General features: G+C 71.4%; 10 protein-coding genes. 7 read left to right on the plus strand and 3 right to left on the minus strand.

Features of this window, described 5'->3' with window-relative positions; translation table 11 throughout:
* Positions 1-83: 83 nt before the first annotated feature.
* Complete coding sequence (gene treS, locus AC1Z4A_RS23105) at positions 84-1,790, minus strand: maltose alpha-D-glucosyltransferase (protein WP_483681719.1); 1,707 nt, start codon at positions 1,788-1,790, stop codon at positions 84-86.
* Positions 1,787-3,781, minus strand: a complete 1,995-nt coding sequence (locus AC1Z4A_RS23110; protein ID WP_483681721.1) for an alpha-1,4-glucan--maltose-1-phosphate maltosyltransferase — start codon at positions 3,779-3,781, stop codon at positions 1,787-1,789. The genes treS and AC1Z4A_RS23110 overlap by 4 nt, the downstream gene beginning before the upstream one ends.
* 614 nt (positions 3,782-4,395) lie before the next feature.
* Here AC1Z4A_RS23110 and glgP point away from each other — a divergent pair.
* Positions 4,396-7,023: an alpha-glucan family phosphorylase gene (gene glgP / locus AC1Z4A_RS23115; RefSeq protein ID WP_483681724.1), complete on the plus strand. Its 2,628-nt coding sequence runs from the start codon at positions 4,396-4,398 to the stop codon at positions 7,021-7,023.
* A gap of 86 nt (positions 7,024-7,109) precedes the next feature.
* Here glgP and AC1Z4A_RS23120 read toward each other — a convergent pair whose 3' ends face one another.
* Positions 7,110-9,395, minus strand: coding sequence for a M4 family metallopeptidase (locus AC1Z4A_RS23120; protein WP_483681726.1), 2,286 nt, complete (start codon positions 9,393-9,395; stop codon positions 7,110-7,112).
* Positions 9,396-10,042: 647 nt separating this feature from the next.
* Between AC1Z4A_RS23120 and AC1Z4A_RS23125 the strand changes: the two genes are divergently transcribed.
* The 6 genes from AC1Z4A_RS23125 to metC all read left to right on the plus strand — a co-directional run bounded on the left by AC1Z4A_RS23125 (position 10,043) and on the right by metC (position 17,137).
* On the plus strand, positions 10,043-11,206 hold the full coding sequence (locus AC1Z4A_RS23125; RefSeq protein ID WP_483681727.1) for an ATP-grasp domain-containing protein: 1,164 nt from the start codon (positions 10,043-10,045) through the stop codon (positions 11,204-11,206).
* Positions 11,207-11,330: 124 nt separating this feature from the next.
* A complete protein-coding gene (locus AC1Z4A_RS23130; protein WP_483681729.1) occupies positions 11,331-12,596 on the plus strand; it encodes a radical SAM protein in 1,266 nt (421 codons plus the stop codon).
* A gap of 14 nt (positions 12,597-12,610) precedes the next feature.
* Positions 12,611-13,825 (plus strand): ATP-grasp domain-containing protein, encoded by a 1,215-nt coding sequence (locus tag AC1Z4A_RS23135; protein ID WP_483681731.1) that lies wholly within the window; start codon positions 12,611-12,613, stop codon positions 13,823-13,825.
* The gene (locus tag AC1Z4A_RS23140) at positions 13,822-14,706 is read left to right on the plus strand and encodes a sulfurtransferase (RefSeq protein ID WP_483681732.1); all 885 of its coding nucleotides are present in this window, start codon (positions 13,822-13,824) and stop codon (positions 14,704-14,706) included. The genes AC1Z4A_RS23135 and AC1Z4A_RS23140 overlap by 4 nt, the downstream gene beginning before the upstream one ends.
* Positions 14,703-15,956: an MFS transporter gene (locus tag AC1Z4A_RS23145; protein ID WP_483681734.1), complete on the plus strand. Its 1,254-nt coding sequence runs from the start codon at positions 14,703-14,705 to the stop codon at positions 15,954-15,956. Before AC1Z4A_RS23140 ends, AC1Z4A_RS23145 begins: the two co-directional genes overlap by 4 nt.
* The gene (gene metC / locus AC1Z4A_RS23150) at positions 15,953-17,137 is read left to right on the plus strand and encodes a cystathionine beta-lyase (RefSeq protein ID WP_483681736.1); all 1,185 of its coding nucleotides are present in this window, start codon (positions 15,953-15,955) and stop codon (positions 17,135-17,137) included. Before AC1Z4A_RS23145 ends, metC begins: the two co-directional genes overlap by 4 nt.
* Positions 17,138-17,143 lie beyond the last annotated feature (6 nt).

Here is a 17,143-nt window from a genome sequence, read left to right on the forward strand (position 1 = left end):
CCGGCGGGGTGCCCATCAGTGCGCGTGCCCTTGTGTGCGGTGCAGAAACCGCCCGTGCGCGGGGTGCCGCACACGGGGGTCGTTCACTGGGCCGTTGCGTTGTGGCGCAGGCGGAACCAGTAGAAGCCGTGGCCCGCGAGCGTCAGCAGGTACGGCAGTTCGCCGATCGCGGGGAAGCGGACACCGCCGATCAGCTCCACCGGGTGGCGGCTGTTGAAGGCCCGCAGATCCAGCTCGGTGGGCTGGGCGAAGCGGGAGAAGTTGTTCACGCAGAGGACGAGGTCGTCGCCGTGCTCACGGAGGAACGCCAGGACCGCCGGGTTGCTCGACTGCAGCTCCGTGTACGAGCCGAGGCCGAAGGCCGGGTTCTGCTTGCGGATCTCGATCATCCGGCGGGTCCAGTGGAGCAGGGAGGATGGACTGCTCATTGCGGCTTCCACGTTTGTGACCTGGTAGCCGTAGACCGGGTCCATGATCGTGGGGAGGTACAGCCTTCCCGGGTCGCAGGAGGAGAAGCCTGCGTTCCGGTCCGGTGTCCATTGCATCGGCGTGCGTACCGCGTCCCGGTCGCCCAGCCAGATGTTGTCCCCCATGCCGATCTCGTCGCCGTAGTAGAGGATCGGGCTGCCGGGGAGAGAGAGGAGGAGCGCTGTGAAGAGTTCGATCTGGTTGCGGTCGTTGTCCAGGAGCGGCGCCAGGCGGCGGCGGATGCCGATGTTCGCGCGCATCCTCGGGTCCTTGGCGTACTCCGCCCACATGTAGTCGCGCTCTTCGTCCGTCACCATTTCGAGCGTGAGTTCGTCGTGGTTGCGGAGGAAGATGCCCCACTGGCAGCGCGAGGGGATCGCCGGGGTCTTGGCCAGGATTTCCGAGACCGGGTAGCGGGACTCCCTGCGGACCGCCATGAAGATGCGCGGCATCACGGGGAAGTGGAACGCCATATGGCACTCGTCCCCGCCCTTCTCGTACGAGCCGAAGTAGTCCACCACGTCTTCCGGCCATTGGTTGGCCTCGGCGAGGAGTACTTTGTCCGGGTAGTGGGCGTCGATCTCTGCGCGGACGCGCTTCAGGAACTCGTGCGAGCGGGGGCGGTTCTCGCAGTTCGTCCCCTCTTCCGCGAAGAGGTACGGCACCGCGTCCAGGCGGAAGCCGTCGATCCCCAGGTCCAGCCAGAAGCGGAGGGCGGCGAGGATCTCCTCCTGGACCGCCGGGTTCTCGTAGTTGAGGTCCGGCTGGTGCGAGAAGAAGCGGTGCCAGTAGTACTGCTTGCGCACCGGGTCGAAGGTCCAGTTCGAGGTCTCCGTGTCGACGAAGATGATGCGCGCGTCCTGGTACTGCTTGTCGTCGTCGGCCCAGACGTAGTAGTCGCCGTAGGGGCCGTCGGGGTCGGCGCGGGACTGCTGGAACCACTCGTGCTGATCGCTCGTATGGTTCATGACAAAGTCGATGATGACGCGCATGCCGCGCTGGTGCGCCGCGTCCACGAACTCCACGAAATCGGCCAGGTCACCGAACTCCGGCAGCACCGAGGTGTAGTCGGACACGTCGTAGCCGCCGTCCCGGAGGGGCGACTGGAAGAACGGCGGGAGCCACAGGCAGTCGACGCCGAGCCACTGGAGGTAGTCGAGCTTCGCGGTGAGCCCTTTGAGGTCGCCGATGCCGTCGCCGTCGCTGTCCTGGAAGGACCGTACGAGGACTTCGTAGAAGACGGCGCGCTTGAACCAGTCCGGATCCAGGTCCTTTGCGGGAGTGTCCTCGAAGGTGTCCTGGACGGGTTCATTGACGATCATGGTGTGGGTGACCCTCCGATCTGTGAGGACGGTCGCAGCGAGAACACGTGCGCGGGCGCCAAGGAGCGGCCCGGCTCAAGGCGCACATAGTTGTCCCTGCCCCAGTGATAGGTCTCTCCGGTGAGCTCGTCGCGCACCGGGACGGACTCGTGCCAGCCGAGGCCGAGTTCCGGCATGTTCAACGAGACCGTCGCCTCCTGGGTGTGGTGGGGGTCGAGGTTGACGACCGTCAGGACACAGGAGGGTCCAGAGCGCTTGGAGTAGGCGATGACGGCGTCGTTGTCCGCGTGGTGGAAGCGCAGGTTGCGCAGGCGGCGAAGCGCCGGCTGACGCCTCCTCAGCCTGTTGAGCACGGAGATCAGCGGGGCCAGGCTGCGGCCCTCGCGCTCGGCCGACTCCCAGTCCCGGGGCCTGAGTTGGTACTTCTCCGAGTTCAGGTACTCCTCGCTGCCCGGGTGGGCCGGGGTGTTCTCGCACAGCTCGTAGCCCGCGTACACCCCCCATGAGGGGGAGAGTGTTGCAGCCAGGGTCGCGCGCACCTCGAAGGCAGGCCGGCCGCCCTCCTGGAGGTAGGCGTGGAGGATGTCGGGGGTGTTGACGAAGAGGTTCGGGCGCATGCAGGCGGCGGAGTCCCGGGAGAGTTCCGTGAGGTATTCCGTGATCTCGTGCTTGCTGTTGCGCCAGGTGAAGTAGGTGTAGGACTGCTGGAAGCCGATTGCGCCCAGCGTGTGCATCATGGCCGGTTTGGTGAAGGCTTCGGCCAGGAAGATGACGTCGGGGTCGGTGCGATTGATTTCGGAGATCACTCTGTCCCAGAAGACCACTGGCTTTGTGTGCGGGTTGTCCACGCGGAAGATGCGGATGCTCCGGGCCATCCAGAAGCGCAGGATGCGCAGCGTCTCCTTGACCAGGCCGTCGAAGTCCTCGTCGAAGGCCAGAGGGTAGATGTCCTGGTACTTCTTGGGCGGGTTCTCGGCGTACGCGATGGAGCCGTCGGCACGGTGGTGGAACCACTCGGGGTGCTTGCCGACCCACGGGTGGTCCGGGGAGCACTGGAGGGCCAGGTCGAGGGCCACCTCCATGCGCAGCTCGCGGGCGCGGGAGACGAAGTGGTCGAAGTCCGCGAAGGTGCCGAGGTCGGGGTGGAGCGCGTCGTGCCCGCCGTCGGTCGAGCCGATCGCCCAGGGGCTGCCCACGTCGTAGGAGCCCGCGGTCAGCGCGTTGTTGGGGCCCTTGCGGTGGGAGGTGCCGATGGGGTGGACCGGGGGGAGGTAGACGACGTCGAAGCCCATGGCCGCGACCGCCGGCAGCCGCTGCGCCGCCGTCCGGAACGTCCCGCTCAGCGGCCGTCGGCCCCCGCGCACCAGCGCGCCCTCCGAGCGTGGGAACAGTTCGTACCAGGAGCCGTACAGTGCCCGTTCGCGCTCGACCAGCACGGGTACCGGCCGCGAGCTGCTGACCAGTTCGCGCAGCGGGTGGTCGGTGAGGGCGGCCGTGACCTCGGGGGCGAGCGCGGACTCGAGCCGGTCCTCGGCCGGGCGGACGGTGTCACGCAGGGCGTCCGCCGCCGCCAGCACCGCCTCCCGGCCCTCGCTCTTGGGTACCCCGGCGGCCGCCCGCGTCAGCAGTCGGGCGCCCTCCTCCAGGACGAGTTCGGTGTCGATCCCCGCCGGGATCTTGATCAGGGCGTGCCGCCGCCAGGTGCCGACCGGGTCGCCCCAGGCCTCCACCGCATAACTCCAGCGGCCCTCCGCATCCGGGGTCACCTCCGCGCCCCAGCGGTCGGTGCCCGGGGCCAGCTCCCGCATCGGCGTCCACGGCCCGCTCTGCCCGGCCGGGCCCCGCAGCACCACGTTGGCCCCGATCGCGTCGTGGCCCTCGCGGAACACGGTGGCGGTGACCTCGAACGCCTCGCCCACGACGGCCTTGACGGGCCTTCGGCCGCAGTCGACGAGCGGGCCGAGGTCCAGCACGGGAATGCGACCGATCATGGGATCACCTGACGATGCGACGGGTCGGGATCTGGTGGGTTCTGTCCTTTCTATCCGCTCCGTCGGGGGTCGGGAGGGTGCGGGCATGACGGCTCCTGTCCGCGTTCACTCGGTGGGCGGAAAGTCGACTTCGGCGGGAACAAGGCGGTGCGGGAGGACGGGAAAAGCATCATGAGCAGGGCGACGGAGGGCCGCGTCGGTATACCGGGTGAGCTTTCCCACCGGGCCCGCCCGGGCATGCCCGGACCGAATGAACTACTCGTGCGTAGTTCCGGTGGCATCGCACGTGGCGGGCGGCCGTTCCTCCGTCACCCGTACGGAGTCTCCTCGCTGGGCCGATCGCGTGCAATGCGGCACGGCAGCCCCGTCCTTGGCCGGACGGGCGAAGCGGCGCCGGACGCCGCCTTCCAAGGCCGTAGCGGCTTTTGGCCTTGGAGAGTGGTGCTGTACGCGCAGCGTAATTCTGCCTAGTACTTTCCGCCTATAGCGATGGCATCAGCTCTGCTCCGTCACCGGAGGGGATTTCTCCGTTCGTCAGGGTCCTGGGGAGTGGGGCGGGGGAAAAAAGCTGCGGGGCGCCGACGGGTGTGCCCCTCGCCGCTAACGTCGTGGGCGTGAAGGCCATTCGTCGATTCAGCGTGCGTCCCGTCCTTCCGGAGCCCCTACGACCGCTCAGCGAACTGGCGCGCAATCTGCGCTGGTCCTGGCACCCCGAGACCCGCGAGCTCTTCCAGTGCATCGACCCCGAGGGGTGGCGGGCCACCGGCGGCGACCCGCTGCGGCTGCTGGGCTCCGTCTCCGCCGACCGGCTGGCCGCCCTCGCCGACGACCGCCGGTTCCGCCGGCGGCTGGCGGCGGCCTCCGATGATCTGCACGACTACACGACCGGTCGCCGGTGGTACCAGGAGCAGCCGGAGGGGCTGCCCGCCGCCGTCGCCTACTTCTCGCCCGAGTTCGGCATCACCGCCGCCCTCCCGCAGTACAGCGGCGGCCTCGGCATCCTCGCCGGGGACCATCTGAAATCCGCCAGCGACCTTGGCGTGCCTCTCATCGGCGTCGGACTGCTCTACCGGCACGGCTACTTCCGGCAGTCCCTCTCCCGCGAGGGCTGGCAGCAGGAGCACTACCCCCTGCTCGACCCCAACGAGCTGCCGCTGTCCCTGCTCCGCGAGGCCGACGGCACGCCCAGCCGTGTCACCCTCGTTCTTCCCGGCGGTCGCGCTCTGCGTGCCCACATCTGGAAGGCGCAGGTGGGACGGGTGCCGCTGCTGCTGCTCGACTCCGACGTCGAGGAGAACGCCCCCGGCGAGCGCGACGTCACCGACCGGCTCTACGGCGGCGGCAGCGAGCACCGGCTGCTCCAGGAGATGCTGCTGGGCATCGGCGGCATCCGCGCGGTGCGCACGTACTGCCGGCTGGCCGGTCACGCAGAGCCCGAGGTCTTCCACACCAACGAGGGCCACGCGGGGTTCCTGGGGCTTGAGCGCATGCGTGAACTCGTGGATCAGGGTGCCGACTTCGATGCCGCTCTTGAGTCCGTGCGCGCGGGCGCCGTCTTCACCACCCACACCCCTGTGCCCGCCGGCATCGACCGTTTCGACGCCGCACTGATCGCCCGGCACTTCGCCGAGGACGGCGAGCTGCCCGGCATCGACGCCGGGCGGATCCTCGACCTGGGCCGGGAGGACTACCCCGGCGGCGACCCCGCCCTGTTCAACATGGCCGTCATGGGCCTGCGGCTCGCCCAGCGCGCCAATGGCGTCTCCACCCTGCACGGCCAGGTCAGCCGGGAGATGTTCGCCGGCCTCTGGCCCGGCTTCGACGCCGACGACGTGCCGATCACCTCCGTCACCAACGGCGTCCACGCCCCCACCTGGGTCGCCCCCGAGGTCTTCCGGCTCGGCGCCCGGCGGATCGGCGCCGGGCGCGCCGAGGACCTGCTCTCCGTCGGCGGCAAGCAGCACTGGGACACCGTCGCCGACATCCCCGACGCCGACGTCTGGGAGCTGCGCAACACCCTGCGCGAGCAGCTGGTGGAGGAGGTGCGGGAGCGGCTGCGCGCCTCCTGGCGGGAGCGGGGTGCGGGCACCGCCGAACTCGGCTGGATCGACGGGGTGCTCGACCCCGGCGTCCTCACCATCGGCTTCGCCCGGCGCGTCCCCTCGTACAAGCGCCTCACACTGATGCTGCGCGACCGCGAGCGGCTGACCGGGCTGCTGCTGCACCCCGAGCGCCCCGTCCAGATCGTCGTCGCGGGCAAGGCCCACCCGGCGGACGACAGCGGCAAGCGGCTCGTCCAGGAACTCGTCCGCTTCGCCGACGACCCGCGCGTCCGCCACCGCATCGTCTTCCTCCCGGACTACGGCATGGCGATGGCCCAGAAGCTCTACCCCGGCTGCGACGTCTGGCTCAACAACCCTCTGCGCCCCCTGGAGGCGTGCGGCACCTCGGGGATGAAGGCCGCCCTCAACGGTTGCCTCAACCTCTCCGTCCTGGACGGCTGGTGGGACGAGTGGCACGAGCCGGATTTCGGCTGGGCCATTCCCACCGCCGACGGCGCCGCCATGGACGAGGAGCGCCGCGACGACCTGGAGGCGGCGGCGCTGTACGACCTGCTGGAGCAGCGGGTGGCGCCGCGCTTCTACGACCGGGGCACGGGCGGTCTGCCCGGGCGCTGGATCGAGATGGTCCGCCGGACCCTGGCCACCCTGGGGCCGAAGGTGCTCGCCGGACGCATGGTGCGCGAGTATGTCGAGCGGCTCTACGGGCCCGCCGCCGAGGCCCAGCGTGCGCTCGGCCCGGTCGCGGCGCGGGAGCTGGCCGCGTGGAAGGCACGGGTGCGGGGAGCCTGGCACGCGGTGGCCGTGGACCACGTCGAGACCGTGTCGGACACCGCCATCAACGGCAAGGTCGAGCTGGGCACCACCCTCTCGCTGCGGGTGACTGTCACGCTCGGCGAGCTGGACCCCTCCGACGTGGAGGTGCAGGTCGTCGCGGGCCGCGCCGACCACTCCGACCGGCTCACCGGGACGAGCGTCTTCCCGCTCAAGCCGACCGGCGCCCCGGGGCTCGACGGCCGCCGGCTCTACGAGGGCCCGCTCACCCTGGACCGCACCGGCCCCTTCGGCTACACCGTGCGCATCCTGCCCGCGCACCCCCTGCTGGCGAGCGGGGCGGAGCTGGGGCTGGTGGCGGTGCCGTCGGAGGCGACGGGGGAGGCCGCCGGAGTGCTGATGCGCTAGGCAGTGCTGATGCGCTAGGCAGTGCTGAGGCGCCGCCCGGGGAGTCGTACTCGCCCCGGGCGGCGCCCCGTTCAGCCGGCGTTCACTCAGAAGGTGAGCTTCCAGCTGTTGATCGTGCCCTCGTCACTGGAGTAGACGTCCTGCACCTGCAGCTTCCAGGTGCCGTTCGCGGACTCCGCCGAGGCGTCCACGGTGTAGCTCTCCTTGACGTCCGCCGCCGAGTCCCAGGCGTCGGAGTCCTTCAGCCGCCAGGTCTTGCCGCTCGGGGCGACCAGGTCGATCTGGAGGTCGCCGCGGTAGGTGTGGGTGATGTTCACGTCCACCTTGAGGGCGGCGGAGCCGTTGCCGCTGCGGGTCACCACGATCGGCGAGGTGACCGCCGGGCCCGCGTCCGGGATGGCGACCGGGGTGGTGTTCTCGAAGACGCTGCCGCCGCCCGTGGTGTTCACGGTCCACTTGAAGGAGGCGGAGGCGGTCTTGCCGGCCGCGTCCTTCACCGTCACGGTCACGTTGCTGGTGCCGGTGGCCGTCGGGGTGCCGGATATCAGGCCCGTCGAGGCGTTGATCGACAGGCCGGCGGGCAGGCCGGTGGCCGAGTAGGTCAGCGCACCGGTGGTCGAGCTGCTCGCCTTGATCTGCAGCGAGACCGCGGTGTTCACGATGGAGGTCTGGTCACCGGGCGGGGTGACCGAGACACCGGTCGAGACCCGGCTGCCGACATTGATCGCCGCCCACGCGTTGGCCGCGTTGTTGTACGTCTCGCTGCCGACGCCGAACAGCTGGCCCGCGGCCCACAGCGTCGCGTCGCGCGCACCCGCGTAGTCGGTGTTGGACTGCATGCGCTCGCTCAGCGCCTTGTACCAGATCTTCGCGGCGTTGTCCCGGCCGATGCCGGTGACCGGCAGCCCGTCCGAGGTGGGGCTGTCGTAGTGCACGCCGTTGATGTCCTTGGGGCCGCTGCCCTCGGACGCCAGGTAGAACCAGTGGTTGGCCGGGCCCGACGAGTAGTGCACGTCGATGCCGCCGATGCCGGAGTACCACGCGTCCTTGGAACGGCCGTCCCGGCTGGGCTTGTCCTGGTAGCGCAGCGGCGTGCCGTTGCCGTTGATGTCGATCTTCTCGCCGATGAGGTAGTCGCCCGGGTCGCTGGGGTTGTTGGCCCAGAACTCGACGGCGGTGGCCATGATGTCGGACGTGGCCTCGTTGAGGCCGCCGGACTCCCCGCTGTAGGTGAGGTTGGCGGTGGCCGAGGTGACGCCGTGCGTCATCTCGTGCGCGGCCACGTCGATCGCCGTCAGCGGCTTGGCGTTGTTCTGCCCGTCGCCGTAGGTCATGCAGAAGCAGTCGTCGGACCAGAAGGCATTGACGTAGCTGTTGCCGTAGTGGACCCGGCTGTACGCACCCTGTCCGTCGCCGCGGATGCCGGAGCGTCCGTGGACGTTCTTGTAGTAGTCCCAGGTGAGTTGGGCGCCGTAGTGCGCGTCCACACCCGCGGTGGCCGGGTCGCTGGTGCTCCCGTTGCCCCAGACGTCGCTGGAGTTGGTGAACAGCGTGCCGGTGCCGGACGAGCCGTGGTTCAGGTTGTACGTCTTGTGGCCGCCGCGCGTGGTGTCGTTGAGCTGGTACGAGCCGCCCGACTGGGACGTGCCGATGGTGACCTTGCCGCTGTACTGGCTGTTGCCGGTCCCCTGCTTGACGCCCTGGTACTCGAAGAGCTTCTTCCCGGTGCGCGCGTCCGTGATGACGTGCAGCTCGTTGGGCGTGCCGTCGTCCTGGAGGCCGCCGACCACGGTCTCGTAGGCCAGCACCGGGGTGCCCTGGGCCGCCCAGATGACCTTGCGGGGCGCCTTGTCCGCCTTGGTGGCCGTGGAACCCTGCGCCTGCGCGGACTTGACCGCGTCCCGTTCGGCGGCCGCCGCGGCGAACGACGGGGCGGTGGTCGCCACCGCCAGCCGCGCCTTGCTCGCCTTGGCGACGGTCCTGACCTGGTTGCCCCGGGTCGCGTCGACCACGAGGTCGCCGCCGAGCACGGGCAGGCCCTGGTAGGTGCGCTCGTAGCGGGTGTGCACGGTGCCGTTGGCGTCCTTGACGACGTCCTTGACGATCAGCCGCTCATCGGCTCCGAGCCCCAGCGTCCTGGCGGTCTCCGCCTTGGCCGCGTCGGCCTGGCGCATCAGCTCCGCGCGCTGGGACGGGGTCAGCTTGACGGGCACGGCGCCCGGGTCCGCCTTGGCGGTGACCTTGCCGGGGGCCGCGTGGCCGTCGTCCGTGCGTGCGCTGGCCGAGCCTGCCTGCACGCCCACGGCGAGCATGGCCGTCACGGCCACGAGCGCGCCGGTGGCGGTGGCACGGCGATGGGGGGTGGGTCTCACTCTGACTCCTTCTGCGGTGGCCCACGTTGGGGTGGGCGTGGCCGATGGGCTGCCGGACGGGCCTGAGGCGACCGTCCGGGCTGAGCACGGCAGAACAGTGGAGAAAGGGGGGAAACGAGCTGTCGGTCCGCCGCGGAATGCGGTAAGTGGGGGTGTGGGGGTGTGCCGCGGCAGTCGTGGTGAAGAGTGCCACCGCGGCCCGCAGAGTGTCAGGGGCGCGTCAAAAAGTTGGCCGGAAAATGTTCGTTGGCCGAAGATCGGTGTCCGGATATCAGCAAGTGTCAAAGCACCGCGCTCAGCAGGACTTTCACCGATCTGTTGACAGCGGGCGAGTGGCGCTGCGATCTTGTGATCGCTCTCCGCGAGCGGCCGGTCGCCCCGAGCGAGCTGCCGCGCGGAGTCCGTGCGTCCTGTTCGACAGAAAGCGTGGGGCCGTCGTTGTACCGCAATGCGCAAGCGCGAAAGACCACCTCGTGATCCAAGGGGGTGCCCGGCGGGTGGGCACGGGCCCTGCGGCGCCTGGCACGGCGCCTTGCCGCGTTGTCGCATCACCCGAGTACGCCCAGTACGCGGGTGATGCTCCGCCTTGCAATGCACCGCACCAGACACCGCAGGACCCGCACCCACCCGCCGGGCACCCCCTTGTGGTGATCGGGGCCAACCCCACGGTGGCGCGGGCGGCCGCGACACTGCCGGTCGACCTGATCCACGTACAGCTGCCCGGCGCCCCGGCCCTCGGCCCGGACGCCCTCGACGCCCCCGGGGCCCGGACGGTGCACACCGTCGACTTCCGGGAGGCCCCCGCCTTCCGCGCCTTCACCGACGAGGTCCTCAGGCCGCTGTCGCCCACGGCCGTCGTCTCGCTCACCGAGCCGGGCCTGGAGCCCGCCGCCGCCGCGGCGGCGCAGCTCGGCGTCAAGGGCACCGCCCCGGGCGTCGTCCGGGCCATCCGCGACAAGCTGGAGATGCGGCGCGTCCTCGAGCGCAAGGCGCCCCGCCTCAACCCGGCCTTCGCGCCGGGCGACGACCCGGACGCCGTGGCGCGGCTGTTCGCCGAGCGGAAGCCGGTGGTCGCCAAACCCGTGGACGGCGTCGGCAGCAACGCGGTCGTGCTCCTGGACGACCTCGCCGACCTGCCGCAGGACCGCCGGACCGCCGCCACCCTGCTGGAACAGTTCGCCGGGGGGCTGGAGTTCAGCGTCGAGGCGCTCTCCTCCGGCGGGCGGCACACCGTCGTGGGCATCGCCCAGAAGGGCACGACCGGCGGATTCGTCGAGGTCAGCCACATGATGCCGCCGCCCGGCCTGGACGCCCGCCGGCAGCGCCTGGTGGAGGCCGCCGTCGGCGAACTGCTCGACGCCCTCGGCCTCACGGACGGCCCCAGCCACACCGAGGTCAAGGTCGACGGCGACCGGGTCGTCGTCATCGAGACCCACAACCGCCTCGGCGGGGACGGCATCGCCGACCTCGTCCGGCTCACCACCGGCATCGACTGGCGGCGCGCCGCCCTCGGCTGGGCCGTGGGCGCGGGCCTGCGCCGGGAGCCGGCCGCGGCCGCCTCCGCGGCCACCGTCTTCTTCACCGCGCAGCCCGGCCGCGTGACGGCCGTCGCACCCCGGCCGTCCCTCGCCCACGGAACCATCGTGGAGTGGGACGTCACCGTGCGGCCCGGAGACCCGGTCCGCCCCCTCAGATCCTCCGACGACCGGCTGGGCATGGCCGTCGTCACCGCCGCGAACGGCGCCCAGTGCGCCGCGGCCGTGGCCGAGCTGACCGCCCTGCCGATCGTCACCACGCAGCCCGACCACTGAGCCCCGGCGCAGCGCCGCGCCACGCTCCCTTCTCCGGATCTCCGCTCGTGTTTGTGCCGCCGGGCGCCTCCGCGCGTCCGCGTGCACCTCACACCTTCGCCGGCTTCACCCTTGGGGGGAAAACATGTCTGCCGAGAACGCGCCGATTTCCTATGATTTCCACGGCGATGCGCCGTTCACCATGCCCTTCCGGGACCTCCGCCCCGAGGACATCCACATCTACCTCGACCTGGACACCAAGGTCGGGAAGAACACCTGCGGACAGAAATGTACGCACTGCTGGTTCGTCAACTACGAGAAGGTGTACGAGAAGTCCTTCGCGATGGAGGAGGGCCCGCTGATCCTCTCGGGCCTCCAGTCGCAGGGCTACCACGTCTACCCGCGGTACGTGGACAGCTTCGCGTACGACGGCGAGTTCATGCGCCTCTACGGCCCCGCCAACAACCGCGAGTTCCGCCAGGAGTCCGACCACAAGCCCACCGAGACCATGGAGAAGGGCGACGCCTGGACCAGCGGCCGCCCGCTCCTCGCCGACAACTACGCCGAACTCCTCGACCTCGCCCGGGAGAACGGCTACGGCACGGTCTCCATCACCTACCACGGGCTGATCGACGAGGACCACGCCGTCGTCGACGACGGCAGCTACCCGATCAAGGGCGTCTTCAGCGGCGCGGACACCGAGGAGGTGCTGCGCCGCATCGACCGCTACAACGAGCAGTACCGGGCCGGACTGCCCGAGGGCGCCGACACCTCCGACGCCTTCCGCGTCAACATCGGCGTCACCATCGGCCGCCACAACCACGGCCGCGTGAACCTGGAGCGCTACGCCCACTACTTCAACAAGCTGGGCGTCGACACCGTCCGCTTCAACAACTTCACCGACCACGGCGGCCGCCACCCGGAACTCCGGCTCACCCGCGAGGAGATCGCGCAGGCCTACCTCGACTTCAAGTGGCTGCACGACAACGTTCAGCTCAATTTCCAGCTGGGCGTCAGCGAGGACTTCGGCACCTCCGGCATCAAGGCCATGGGCTTCCCCGGCCACGTCGGCTGGTGCCGGGCCGGCCGCCAGCTCTTCGCCGCCATCCCCGCCGAGCAGCAGGTCCTCTCCGAGACCCCGGAGGGCCGCCGCGAGAAGATCGGCGACATCGTCGGCTGCGTCAACACCTTCGAGCCCCACCTCGGCATCCTCGTCCGCACCGTCGCCGACGGCGGCGAGAGCGTGAGCTACGGCCTCGAGTTCGACCACGACGAGATCGAGGCGTTCACCGCCAAGCGCCTCTCCGGCGCCTACAAGGACGGCTGCTTCGCCACGGAGCTGTCGGAGGAGCTGGGGCTGGTCTCCCGCGTCCCCCAGCGCCGCCGCCTGCCCGTCGTCCAGACGGCCTGAGGGGAAAGCCGACCATGCGCCACGTCCTCGTCTTCGCCAAGACGCCCCACGACCGGACCCCGTACGACCGCTGGCTGGCGGGCACCGGGATCGAACCGGTCGTCCTGACCACGACCGAGTACGCGCCGGGCTACGCCCATCTGCCGCACGTGTACGCCTTCGACGACTACGACACCAACCAGCTCGTCGAGAAGACGGCGCTGTGGCTGGCCCGCGACCACGCTGTCGAGGCCGTCTTCGCCCGGGCCGAGGCGGACGTGGTGCGCGCCGCCCAGCTGCGGGACCTGCTGGACCTGCCCGGCCAGCGGACCGCGAGCGCGCTCGCCTTCCGCGACAAGGTGGTCATGAAGGACCACCTGGCCGGCGGGCCGGTGGAGATCCCCGCCTACCGGCGCCTCGACTCCGCCTACACCGCCGTGGAGTTCGTCGCCGAGCACGGCTACCCCGTGGTGATCAAGCCGGTGTCCGAGTCCGGATCCCTGGGCGCCGCCGTCATCCGCGACGAGGCGGAGCTGGACGCCTGGCTCGCCCGCCCCTGGCGCGGCACCAGCGAGATCGAGACCTTCGTCCCGGGGCAGATGTACCACGTCGACGGCCTCGTCGTGAACGGCGAGGTGGTCTTCGTCCACCCCTTCCGCTACCTCAACGACTGCCTGTCCTTCCGCGCCAATGACTGGGTGGCCAACCTGCCGCTGAGCCCGCAGGACCCGCTGTACGACCGGCTGGTGAAGGCGGCGACGGCGGTCCTCGCCGAGCTGCCCACCCCGGCGCACACCGCGTTCCACTGCGAGCTGTGGATCACCCCCGACGACCGGACGGTGTTCTGCGAGATCGCCAGCCGCACCGGCGGCGGCGTGATCAGCTACCTCGTCCGGCACGCCTTCGGGATCGACCTGGACAAGGAGTGGCTGTACGCCGAGTGCGGCCTGCCCGCCACGCTCGGCACCCCCGCCTACCGCCCCGCGGGTGGCCTCTGCATCCCGCCGTCCAACGGCGTCCTGGAACACCTGCCCGACGGCGGGGAGCCCGGCTGCGTGCTCGAGGTGTCGCTCACCGGGGCGGCGGGCCGGGAGTACCACGGCGGCGTGAAATCCGGCCTCTACCTGGCCGGTTACGTGGTCGGTGGGGACAGCGAGGAGGATGTGGCCGACAACCTGGAGAAGGTGGCGTCCTGGTTCTCCGAGCAGGCCGGCTGGCGCCCCACCGGAACGGCGGGAGACACCCTGTGAACGCACGCGAAGCGCACGCACCCGAACCCCTCGGCACCCTCCCCGGCCCCCTGGTCGGCACCGACTGGCTCGCCCCCCGGCTGGGCGAGCCGGGACTCGTCGTCCTCGACGCCTCCGTCGGCGCGCACCGCGGCGCCGACCACCGGATACCGGGCGCCCGGCCCTTCGACATCGACGGGGCGCTGTCCGACCACTCCGTCCCGCTGCCCCACACGATGCCCGGCCCCGACCGGTTCGCCGAGGAGCTGCGCGCCCTCGGCGTGCACGACGCCGACACCGTCGTCGTCTACGACGGCGCGGGCATCTACTCCAGCGCCCGCGCCTGGTGGATGCTGCGGGCGATGGGCGCAGGCCGGGCCGCGGTGCTCGACGGCGGCCTGCCCGCCTGGATCGCGGCCGGCCTGCCCGTCGAGACCGGCGAGCCCGCCCCCGCGGCGCGCCGCGGCGACTTCACCGCCCGGCCCCGCCCCGGCATGGTCGTCGGCACCCCCGAGGTCACCTCCGCCCTCGCCGACCCCGCCGCGGCCGTCCTCGACGCCCGCACCCGGGAGCGGTACGCGGGCACCGCCCCCGAGCCCCGCGCGGGGCTGCGCAGCGGCCACATGCCCGGCGCGCTCAACCTGCCCTTCGGCGACCTCCAGCACGACGGGCTGATGCGCCCGGCCGCCGAGCTGCGCGCCGCCTTCTCCGCCGTCGCCGGGGACCGGCAGAGACTGGTCTTCAGCTGCGGCTCGGGCGTCACCGCGTGCGTCCTGGCGCTCGGCGCAGACCTGGCCGGGTACCGCGACCTGTCCGTCTACGACGGGTCCTGGAGCGAGTGGGGCCTGCCCTCGGACCTGCCGGTCGCCACCGGCGCGGAGAGCGGAGGCCCGGTGCAGTGACGAGCCCCCGCTCCGGCCTCGCCGCCAAGTGGCGCACCTTCACCGGGCTGTCGCCGAGCCTGAAGTCCCTGATCGTCCTGTCCTTCGTCGTCGCCCTCGGCAGCTACATGGTCACCCCGTTCATCGGCGTGCTCATGGTCGAGGGGGTCGGGCTCGACGTGCGCGTGGCCGGAGTGCTCGTGGCCGTCGCCACCTTCATCCAGTTCGGCGGCAGCATCCTGGGCGGGTCCGTCGTGGACCGGCTCGGGCTCAAGCGGACGATGGTCTGCTCGCTCGGGCTGCGCACGGCGGGCCTGGTCCTCCTCGGCCTCGCCGTCAAGGTCCCCTGGGTCGCCTACCCGGCGGTGGTCCTCGTCGCCGCGGGCCCCGCCCTGTACCTCCCGGCGAACAAGGCGTACATCGTCACCTGCGTCTCCGACGACCTGCGGCCGCTGTTCCTCGGGGTCAGCAGCGCGGCCCTCAACGCCGGCATGGGCATCGGGCCGCTGCTCGCCGCCCTGCTGATCGACGCCGACCCGGTGGCCCTGCTCATCGGCGCAGCCGCGCTGTTCGGCATCGTCACCGCGGCCCACCAGATCACCATGCGGCCCGTGGCACGGACCGCCTCCGCAGGCCCCGAGGGGGTGCCCGCCCCGGCCGGCCGGCGCGCGGCGCTGCGCAGCGCACTGCGGCCGGTGCTGTTCACCGCCCTGGCCTTCTACCTCTACTTCTTCTTCCAGAGCTTCATGGGCCTGTACGCGGCGGCCGTCTCCGACATCCGCGTGCTCGGCTGGGCCATGCTCGTCAACTGCGCGCTGGTGGTGCTCCTGCAGCCGCCGCTGTCCGGCCGGATAGCCCGCGCCGACTACCGGCGGCTGCTCACCGGCTCGTTCGTGCTGATGGCGGCGGGCACGGCCGTGATGTCCCTGGGGCACACGGCCGCCCTGCTCCTGGGCACGGCCCTGTTCACCCTCGGCGAGGTGTTCCTCTTCCTCCGCTGCGACCTGGAACTCGTCGACCGCGTGCCCGGCAACCCGGCCTTCGCCTTCGGCGTCCAGCGGCTGACCGCGGGCGTCGGCGGGCTGCTCGCCGGAGTCGTCGGCGGCTTCCTCTTCGCCCACTGCAAGGACGCGGGCGACCCGGACCTCTTCTGGGCCGTCGTCGCCGTCCAGTGCGCGGCGGCCGCCGCCGTGGCCCTGCTGCTCGGCGGCCGGCGCGCAGCGGCCCGTACGGAGCCGGCCGCCGACCCCGCGCTGGAGGTGGCGTCGTGACCGACGGACCCACCGCACCGGACACCCGCTTCGTGCACGCCGGCGCCGACCCCCGGCAGCAGCACGGCTACGTCAACCCGCCCGTCTACCGGGCCTCGACCGTCCTCTACGAGGACGTCGCGGCCATGGACGCCTCGCAGGCCGACCCCCTCAAGCGCGAGATGCCGGTCTACGGGCGCTTCGGCACCCCCACCGGGCGCGCCTTCGAAGCCGCGCTGACCGAGCTGGAGGGCGGGCACGCGGCCGTCGCCACCTGCTCGGGGCTCGCCGCGATCACGACGGCGGTCCTGGCCTTCGTCCGGGCCGGCGACCACATCCTTGTCAGCGACTCCGTCTACCTCCCCACCCGGAAGTTCTGCGACTCCCTCGCCGGGCTGGGCGTCGTGACCGAGTACTACGACCCGTGCGCGGGCAAGGGCGTCGAGGAGCTGATCCGCCCCGAGACCCGGCTGGTCTACCTGGAGTCGCCCGGGTCCACGACCTTCGAGGTGCAGGACGTCCCGGCGATCACCGCCGTCTGCCGGTCCCGGGGCGTCGTGACCGTCATCGACAACACCTGGGCCACGCCCGCCTTCTGCCGGCCGCTGGACCTGGGCGCCGACGTCGTGGTGCACTCCGCGACCAAGTACCTGACCGGCCACGCCGACAGCATCCTCGGCGCCATCGTGTGCACGGAGGACACCTACCCGGCGGTCCGCTCCGCGGCGATCCGGCTCGGCCAGTGCGCCGGTGCGGACGACCTCTACCTGGGGCTGCGCGGCCTGCGGACCCTGGGCGTCCGGCTGCGGCAGCACCAGCAGCAGGCCGTCGCCCTCGCCACATGGCTGCGCGGGCAGGACGGCGTCCGCGGCGTGGTCTACCCGGCGCTGCCCGGCGACCCGGGGTACGACCTGTGGCGCCGCGACTTCTCGGGCGCCGCGGGCCTGTTCGGGCTGGAGCTGGAGCCCCGGTTCGGCAAGCCCGCCGTGGACGCGCTGCTGGGACGGCTGCGGCTGTTCGGGCTCGGTCACAGCTACGGCGGCTACGAGAGCCTGATCGTGCCGTCCGACCCCGTCGGGCACCGGCTGCCGGGCACCTGGGCGGGCCGGGGCCCGCTGCTGCGCGTCCACGCCGGCTTCGAGGACCTCGACGACCTCAAGGAGGACCTCACGGCGGGGCTCGGCGCGCTCACCGCGCACTAGGGGGCG

Source organism: Streptomyces sp. 17_S59, assembly GCF_056930295.1.